Raw genomic sequence first — 8175 nt, 5'->3', positions numbered from 1 at the left:
AACCCGCTGTTGACAGCCGCATTGCCGGAGACGGCAAGACGGTAGACGTCGTCAGATCCAGGATTTCTGAACGGCCATTCGTTCAGACTTCGGCTGAAGTTGGCTTGCCGAACCGACACTTGATGTCTGGTCGGTTCTCAAGTCCAATCATTCCCGGCGAAAATCGCTGCGGATTAATCAAGGAGTAAACCAATGCACACTGTTACCGCAAATGGGGCGACCATTCCCGCGCTCGGCTTTGGTACGTTTCGTGTCCCCGGCAGTGATGTCCTCAGGATTGTGCCGCAGGCGCTGAAGACCGGATTCCGCCATATCGACACTGCGCAGATTTATGGCAATGAAGCGGAAGTTGGCGAGGCCATCACCGGTTCCGGCATTGCGCGTGGCGACATCTTCCTGACCACAAAAGTCTGGGTCGATAAATACAAACGCGACGCGTTTGTAACCTCCGTTGACGAAAGCCTGAAGAAGCTGAAAACCGGCTATGTCGACCTGTTACTTCTCCATTGGCCGAACGACGCGGTTCCATTGGCTGAGCAGATCGGTGCGTTGAATGAGGTCAAGGAAGCCGGCAAGGTGCGTCATATCGGTGTTTCCAACTTTAACACGGCTTTGATGGCGCAGTCCGTTTCACTTTCAAAGGCGCCGATCGTGACCAACCAGATCGAGTATCATCCGTATCTCAATCAGGATGTCGTGATCGCCGAAGCCAAAAAGTCCGGCATGTCGATTACCAGCTATTTTGCCATGGCGGATGGCAAGGTGCTTGCTGACCCAGTTCTGAAAGATATTGCTGCCAACCACGGCAAGTCGGTTGCTCAGGTCGTATTGCGTTGGCTCGTCCAACAGGACGGCGTTATTGCGCTTTCCAAGACGGTGACTGAAGCTCGTCTCGCCGAGAACGCAGCGATTTTTGACTTTGCCCTGTCTTCAGAAGAAATGGCGGCCATTCACGCGCTTTCCAAAGCAGACGGCCGTATCGTGTCCCCGGATGGCCTCGCACCGGTCTGGGATGCTGCTGTGTGAAAACAACAGGAGGAGCCTGCGCTCCTCCCCAAATGCCTCTTTACATTTGTCGATGGTGTTACTCGCGCGCGCCATCGGCAAGCTGCATCAGACCCGGCATGTTGCAGACCAGAAGTTTCTGACGGCCGCCCTGCACAAGACCCTTGGATTCCCAGTTGCTCAGAATGCGCGACACCGTATGCAGTGTCGTTCCGGTCATCTCGGCAATATCCTGTCGGGATATCGGGAAATCGATCCGAATGCCTTCGCTTTCCTTGCGCCCGGCCTGTTGTGACAGACGAAGCACGGCGTGGGCAACACGGCGCTCCACTTCCTGCGTGGACATTTCGCGAATACGAGTATGGGCTTCTTCCAGCCGCTGGCCGATGGTCTGCATGGCAGACACTGCCAGATAAGGGTTTTGCTCAACAAATTGTGGCCAGAGGTCTGTCTGCCAGGACAGAATAACGCTTTCAGCAGCGGTGGTCGCCGTGCCGGGGTAATCGGTTCTTTGAAGAGCCTTGGCAAAACCGAAGAGATCGCCTGGATGCACAACGCGCACAATGATCTGCTGGCCATCCTGCGTGACCTGGGTGACCTTCAACCGGCCATGAATCAGCAGGAAAAAATGGGACGCCGCCTGTCCCTGCTCAAAGATCGCTTCGCCGGGTGGCACAAGCCGGGAATTGGCATGGGACAGAAGCTTGTCGAGGTCCTCGTCCAACATTTTACTGAACAAAGGCAAAGCCCGGATGACGCTGCGGTCAATCTTCACCAGATGTCCTCTCCAGACACCCTGTTTCCGCTTGTCTGCGGTAGTCGACGCTTCTGATCGAGCGGTGACGGCAGGATTAGTCTCGTTAAAAATTTCCGTGTTGTTTCGTCGCTGTCTTTAGCACGTGTCGAGGGTCGTGGAAAGGTTTGTCGGGGTTCTTAAACCGACCAACCATGGTTGCGCAGCCTTGCTGCAAGTGGTGCATGCCAACGTGTGTCCTTGATCAGCCGAAAGCCGAGATTATCCGGAGGTACGCCCACTGCACAGCCGCCGCCCTTCGGATTGCGCACAAAACCGCTAAGCGCTGCACGGTGTTTGCCCGAAGCAACCGGTATCCCACATGAAGAGACGGCGCTCGTTACATTGCCGTTGGCATCCAGATTGACGCGGCGACTGCAGGTCGCCGTCCATTCCCATATGTTCCCACCAAAATCCGAAAGGCCATGCTCATTTTCGCCGAACGTGCCGTATGATTGCGGAACCGGATTGCTCGAGGCCTTACGGCTGGTCTGGCGTTCGTAGTCTGCCAGCCAGCGTGCGGCAGGGTTGGTCGAATCCGTATCGACATCGAGTTTTTCATCAGGAAAGATCGAGCCGGCGGCGAAAGCCAGTTGCGCATCACTTGGCAAGGTCCAGACCTCGCCGGTGCGAGCGCTCAGCCATGCGGCATAGGCTTTTGCATCGTCGTGGCTGATGCCAGTTGCCGGTGTTCTCACATCAAGTGCGACGGTAAAACTAGGCTCTGGTGCAGCACAGGCACCATCCGTTACGCAACGGTTATAATCGCTGCCCGAGACCTGATATTTCATAATTGTCAGTGCACGGTTCATGGTCATGGTTCGCATTGGCGCGTCAACGGCATAACCGTTTTTGAAATATTCTCCGTCTTCACGATAGCTGAATGTGCCCGTTGGAATGACAATGGTCTGTGGTGCGTCAACGCTTGCAACAGGTGTACTGTCTGAACCGATGATACCCGCTTGGAAAGCTGCTGTCGCGGTCAGCGCTGCGATAATTGACAGCGGCAGCGCTATCGAGAGTGTTGGCGAGACAGGTTTTAGACGAAGCGCGGTCATAGCAATCTCCTTGCGCCATCAGTCGTGAAGATGTTCAGCTTGTATTCCGTACACCCACGAGGTGGGCCAAGGGGCCGGGCTGTTTCCGGTCCCTTGGCTGTTGGTCATGTTAGATGCTCGATGGTGCGAGAACCGCAGTCATCAGGTCGTCGTTCCAGTCACCAGTGACCTTGAAGTGAGCGGCCGCGCCCAGTTCGAAGGCTTCGATGAGGTTGTGGTTCACATAGGCGTAAATGCCTGGCTGCTCGAAGGTATAGAATGCTGCACCTGCCGTGCCGCCTGGAATGAACCAGGTTTCCTGATCGACATCAGGAATGTTGCGGAACTTGCCGGTCGCCCAAACATAATCGCCGTGGCCACCGATCAAGTGTGGACGGGTATCACGGTTGGCCTGCGAGTGGACGATCAGCACTTTTTCGCCAACTGCTGCCTTCAGCGCGTTATCACCTGTCAGAGCACCGACTGCCCCGTTAAAGACGATATGGCTTGGGGTCAGCGTGCGCATGACTTCCAGCGTGTCGACCATGGCATCGCCAGCACTGTCATACTTCTTGAAGGCACCCTTCTCATCACGAGGTACGTAGAAGTCCTGCTCACCGACGTAATAGACGCGGTCATAGGCCAGTTCCTTACCGTGGCCATCCGTCAAGCCTTCGCGTGGCAGAACCATGATGGCGCCATTCATGCCCGAGGTAACATGCCAAGGCACCATGCCGGGAGGTGCGCAGTGGTAGACAAATACGCCAGCCTTGGTGGCCTTGAAGCGCAGGATTGCCTTCTCACCGGGGTTGACGATTGTCAGGCCGCCGCCACCCAGGGCGCCTGTCGCCGAGTGGAAGTCGATGTTGTGCTGAAGTTCGTTGGTGTCAGGATTAATGAGCGTCAATTCAACATAGTCATTCTGGTGAACGACCATCAGCGGGCCGGGAACCGAGCCATTGAACGTCATGGCGTGAACTTCACTGCCCTTGTCGTCCAGCACCATCTTCTTTTCTTCGATGGTCAGTGTGAACTCGACAATTTTTGGTCCGCCGACAGCTTTCTGGGTGTGTTCATGCACGAAAGGTGGTTTCGCCAATTCCACTTTAACGCGAGGTAGTGCCGCAATCTCGGCGGGTGTCAAAGCCTTCTCAGCTGCCTTTGTTTCGCCTGCTGCATGCGCGGTTGCTGCGCCGATGACAGGTGCCATCGCACCAGCAAAAGCCGCACTAGCCAGTATGTTCCGGCGTGTGATGTTGAAGTTGTCAGTCATCGGGTTTCTCCTTCTCCGATAGGACAAGCCTTGCTTGGCCCTGTCGTGATCGTTTTTAGCGCAACTCGCGAATTACAATTTGAGATGGAACAAAGAGCCCGTTTTGATGGCTGCGACATTTTGGCTGGGGGTGTCGCGGTCTTTGCCTGTTCGCAAAGACGGGGTGGCCAGGGGTGGTTAGACAGATGTCAAGAATTCACCACGAAGGCTAATCCCAGGAGCAATATCATGAGTGGTACAGAAACAATCCGGCAAGAAGGACATGCCCGTCCAAAAGGCGGAGTTCCAAGAGGTTTGTCACGCACCGGACCGGTCATTTTTTCTTATGGTTTCCGCCCGTTCTTTCTGGCGGCGGCCATTTGGGCAATCGTCACCATGGTCTTGTGGATTTCCGCAATGAGCGGGTTCATCCAGATCGGCGGCGATTATGGCGCGCATAACTGGCACGCGCATGAAATGCTGTTTGGTTTTGCCTCGGCTGTGCTTGCCGGATTTTTGCTGACAGCCGTGCCGAACTGGACAGGCCGATTGCCGGTGTCCGGGTTGCCACTGGTGCTGCTGTTCGGGTTATGGTGTGTGGGACGGTTGATGTTCCTGGTGCCTGGCATGTTTGGCATGACATTAGCTGCGGTGATCGATGGTCTGTTTCTTCCGGCCCTGCTGGCGATATGCGCAAGAGAAGTCATTGCCGGGCGCAAATGGAAAGACCTGAAGGTACTGGCGGGCTTGTTGGCGCTTTCAGCCGCCAATATCGTCTTTCATTTTGCGGCGATCAGCGGCGATCACAGCCACGTTGCCACACGGCTTGCGGTTTCGGCCTATACGGTTCTGGTGATGATCGTCGGTGGACGCATCGTTCCAAGTTTTACCCGCAACTGGATCAACAAGTGTGGCCGTACCGATTTTCCTGTTCCTTATAATACCTTCGATACGGCGGCGATTTTAACGGGGGTTGCCGCCCTTGGTGGTTGGACCCTTGCACCCGAGAGCCCATTAACGGCCATTGTCGCTGCAATCGCTGGGTTCATGCATGCGGTCAGGCTTGTGCGGTGGCGCGGTTGGGCTACATGGCCGGAGCAATTGCTGGTGGTTCTGCATGTGGCTTATGCCTTCATACCGCTCGGCTTCATGGCCATTGCGCTGGGTGTCTATGAGGTGATGGATGCCCGCTCGGTGCTGCATATATTTACCGTCGGCGTTGTTGCCTGCATGATGCTGGCGGTGATGACGCGCGCCAGCCTTGGTCATACCGGTCGCAAACTGCATGCAACGAAGATGACAGTTGCCGCCTATCTGGCGCTGATTGGAAGCGCAGTGCTGAGACCAGCCGCAGAGGCCTTCCCGGATGCCATGATGCACCTTTACGCCTGCTCGGGCGCCCTGTGGATCATAGGCTTTCTGTTGTTCTGCATAGAATTCGGGCCGATCCTGACACAGGAGCGCAAACCGTTGCGGGCTTGACGGTTCGCAGCGGTTTTATCTTTCAGAATGAACCAAAGAAAATGCCCCGCTTGTTGTCACAGGCGGGGCATTTTGATGGAGGTATGCTTTGTTGCCGAGATTACGCTGTCAGTTCGGCGGCATGCCAATCCTGATGAACATACGGAATGCTGTGCGGCCTTCGTCGAAGTTTCCTGCCCATTGATGGCCATTCGACATCAGGTCAGCATAGAGAAAAACCGGTTCCTGCTGCATAACGGCAAAAATGACCGAACCCGGAGGGTGGCTCTTTGTGGCTTCCGTCAGCCGCTTGATTTGCAGTGGTGGAGCGAGTTCGACGAGATCAAGATATTCGCTGGGATCCGGCCATGCTTCTGGTTCTGCGGCATCATGGACCAGCGTTGGTGACACGGAGAGTTCTTCGCTTTTTTTATGCGGAATGAACTGGACCTCCCACTCACCATTGCCAAGCCCTTTTTCCAGATGATCGAACCCGCGGCGCGCCATGACATTGAACAATGGCACCGGGCGAAAGGTTGTCATGATCGTCAAACCTTCACCCGGAGCCAGCGATGCCACAGTCTCCATGATGGCGGGGAATGGTTCGATGCCACTGCGCAAAAGTGGACGCAGATCCAGTTCTTTCATGCTGCCATTCATGGTTCACCTTTTATCTTTGAAACAGCTTTTGCCGATTTTTGGAGACGTCTAGCATGGAGCCGGATTGCTCTTAATGGTTTGATCCACAGCAACAATCGCAGCCGGAATGTTCTTCTTCACTGCCTTCGCTCTCGCCTTCCATACGGTTGATGTCAAGGCGCCAGACTTCCGGACCCTGCTCGAGATATTCCCAGCCAAACTCGCCAGGGAAATTGGTGGCCAGTTGGTACAGCAGCGGGCGCGGGTCATGATCACTGGTGATCTGCAGCGACTGGCCGGCGGTTAATGCGCCAAGAGCACCAAAAATCTGCGGATGGCGTTCACGTGGCGGAATGACCCTGACATCAATGTTGGTAACGGGTTGAGCTTCGGACATAATCTGTTTCCATTGCCGCAAAACAAGGACTGCTCGTGCGTGCGGCAGCCGCTTGAGCAGCCCGGAAGCTACCTATTGTCACAGCGGGCAACGTTGACGCGGCTCAAATAAATCTGAAAATTGTCATGTATGCGCTTTTACGCAAAGAAGGGCGCATTCTTCACGGGCAGGATACGGGCACATTTGTAACCGTAAAGGAGTGCCCCATGCATCAGCCGCTTATCGAGAAATACGGCGAAGCGCGACTGCCGCGTTACACCAGTTATCCAACTGCACCGGCCTTTTCGGCCTCGATAGGGGCCGGAACCTATTCGGACTGGATTACCGAAATTCCACAGCAGGACAAAGTCTCGCTTTATCTGCATATTCCGTTCTGCCGATCGATGTGCTGGTATTGCGGCTGTCACACCACGATCACCAGCCGCGACCAGCCAATCCTTGATTACCTCGACGTCCTTCATGCGGAGATTGATCTGGTGCGGGCGCGGACATCTGGTCGCCTGAAGGTTGGCCATGTGCATTTTGGCGGTGGTACACCCACCATCATGCAGCCGGAGGAGTTCCTGCGGTTGATTGCATTGCTTGGCAGAAATTTCGTTTTTGACAAGACAACCGAGATGGCTGTCGAGATCGATCCCAGAACATTGACACCGGACATGGCGATTGCGCTGGGTGAGGGCGGTGTCAGGCGTGCAAGCTTAGGAGTGCAAAGCTTTGACCCTATCGTGCAAAAGGCCATCAACCGCATCCAAAGCGAAGAACAAACGCAGACCGCCGTCACGAGGTTAAGAGCTGCCCGCGTTCCACGGATCAATTTTGACCTGATCTACGGCTTGCCACATCAAACCGTGGCGTCCTGTATTGCCACGGCCAAGGCTGCGATCAAAATGCGGCCCGACCGGTTTTCGGTGTTTGGCTATGCGCATATCCCGAGCTTCAAACAGCATCAGAAACTGATTGATGAAAAGGTCTTGCCAGAAGCCAAGGCGCGGGCAGAGCAGGCAGATGCTATTGCCGCCACTCTCGAGCGGGCAGGTTATACCCGCATCGGTCTCGATCACTACGCTTTGCCCGGTGACGACATGGTGATTGCACAAAAGTCAGGACGTTTGCATCGCAATTTCCAGGGCTACACGACGGATGCCTGCCAGACTTTGATCGGTCTGGGCGCTTCCGCCATTGGACGCATGCCTGGTGGGTATGTGCAGAACGAAGTGCCACCCGGCATTTATGCGCGGCAGATTTCCAGCGGGCAGCTGGCGACCGTCAAGGGATATCGGTTGACCACCGAAGACCGGATGCGCGCCGATCTGATTGAACGGTTGATGTGCGATTTTCGCGCCGATGTGGCGGGGATTGCTGCGGGTCATGGTTTTGATGCGGCCATGTTGCTGGAGGACAATCGCCAGCTCTCCATGCTGGAAGGTGATGGCGTCGTTGACATCAGAGATGGCATCGTCAGCGTCAAACCGGATCAACGCTTCATTATTCGTGCCGTTGCGGCCTGTTTCGATGCCTATCTGCATTCATCGGGCCGCACACATAGCAAAGCGGCCTGATCCATATCTCGCGAAGGCTTGTAAGATCTTCG

The 8175-nt window shown here is 55.3% G+C and carries 8 protein-coding genes and 1 pseudogene; 3 read left to right on the top strand and 6 right to left on the bottom strand.

The genetic code is table 11. The features are described from left to right. Nucleotides 1-101 (bottom strand): annotated as a pseudogene (locus PYL13_RS16475) (LysR family transcriptional regulator); the annotation flags it as partial. Between the two features lie 91 nt (nt 102-192). Between PYL13_RS16475 and PYL13_RS16470 the strand changes: the two are divergent. Then, nucleotides 193-1026, top strand: coding sequence for an aldo/keto reductase (locus PYL13_RS16470; protein ID WP_275642023.1), 834 nt, complete (start codon nt 193-195; stop codon nt 1024-1026). 58 nt (nt 1027-1084) lie between these two features. Here PYL13_RS16470 and PYL13_RS16465 read toward each other — a convergent pair whose 3' ends face one another. From PYL13_RS16465 to nirK, 3 genes are all read right to left on the bottom strand, one after another. Next, entirely contained in the window at nt 1085-1780 is a 696-nt protein-coding gene (locus PYL13_RS16465; RefSeq protein WP_275642022.1) for a Crp/Fnr family transcriptional regulator, read from the bottom strand. A gap of 158 nt (nt 1781-1938) precedes the next feature. Then, complete coding sequence (locus PYL13_RS16460) at nt 1939-2856, bottom strand: formylglycine-generating enzyme family protein (protein ID WP_275642021.1); 918 nt, start codon at nt 2854-2856, stop codon at nt 1939-1941. A 109-nt stretch (nt 2857-2965) separates the two neighbouring features. Then, the gene (gene nirK, locus PYL13_RS16455) at nt 2966-4108 is read right to left on the bottom strand and encodes a copper-containing nitrite reductase (protein WP_275642020.1); all 1143 of its coding nucleotides are present in this window, start codon (nt 4106-4108) and stop codon (nt 2966-2968) included. Between the two features lie 228 nt (nt 4109-4336). Between nirK and PYL13_RS16450 the strand changes: the two genes are divergently transcribed. After that, nucleotides 4337-5569 carry an NnrS family protein gene (locus PYL13_RS16450; RefSeq protein WP_275642019.1) on the top strand — a complete coding sequence of 411 codons (1233 nt, stop codon included), beginning with the start codon at nt 4337-4339 and terminating at the stop codon, nt 5567-5569. 108 nt (nt 5570-5677) lie between these two features. Here PYL13_RS16450 and PYL13_RS16445 read toward each other — a convergent pair whose 3' ends face one another. After that, complete coding sequence (locus tag PYL13_RS16445) at nt 5678-6208, bottom strand: DUF2249 domain-containing protein (RefSeq protein WP_275642018.1); 531 nt, start codon at nt 6206-6208, stop codon at nt 5678-5680. Between the two features lie 70 nt (nt 6209-6278). Further along, nucleotides 6279-6584, bottom strand: coding sequence for a DUF2249 domain-containing protein (locus PYL13_RS16440; protein WP_250982362.1), 306 nt, complete (start codon nt 6582-6584; stop codon nt 6279-6281). 206 nt (nt 6585-6790) lie between these two features. On the opposite strand from PYL13_RS16440, the gene hemN reads away from it, so the two are divergent. Beyond that, a complete protein-coding gene (gene hemN, locus PYL13_RS16435; protein ID WP_275642017.1) occupies nt 6791-8143 on the top strand; it encodes an oxygen-independent coproporphyrinogen III oxidase in 1353 nt (450 codons plus the stop codon). Nucleotides 8144-8175: the final 32 nt, after the last annotated feature.

It is taken from the genome of Agrobacterium sp. Azo12 (assembly GCF_029193765.2).
Classification (GTDB): Bacteria; Pseudomonadota; Alphaproteobacteria; order Rhizobiales; family Rhizobiaceae; genus Agrobacterium.
The sequence above is the reverse complement of the archived record's forward strand: the minus strand, read 5'-3'. Positions and strand labels throughout refer to the sequence as shown.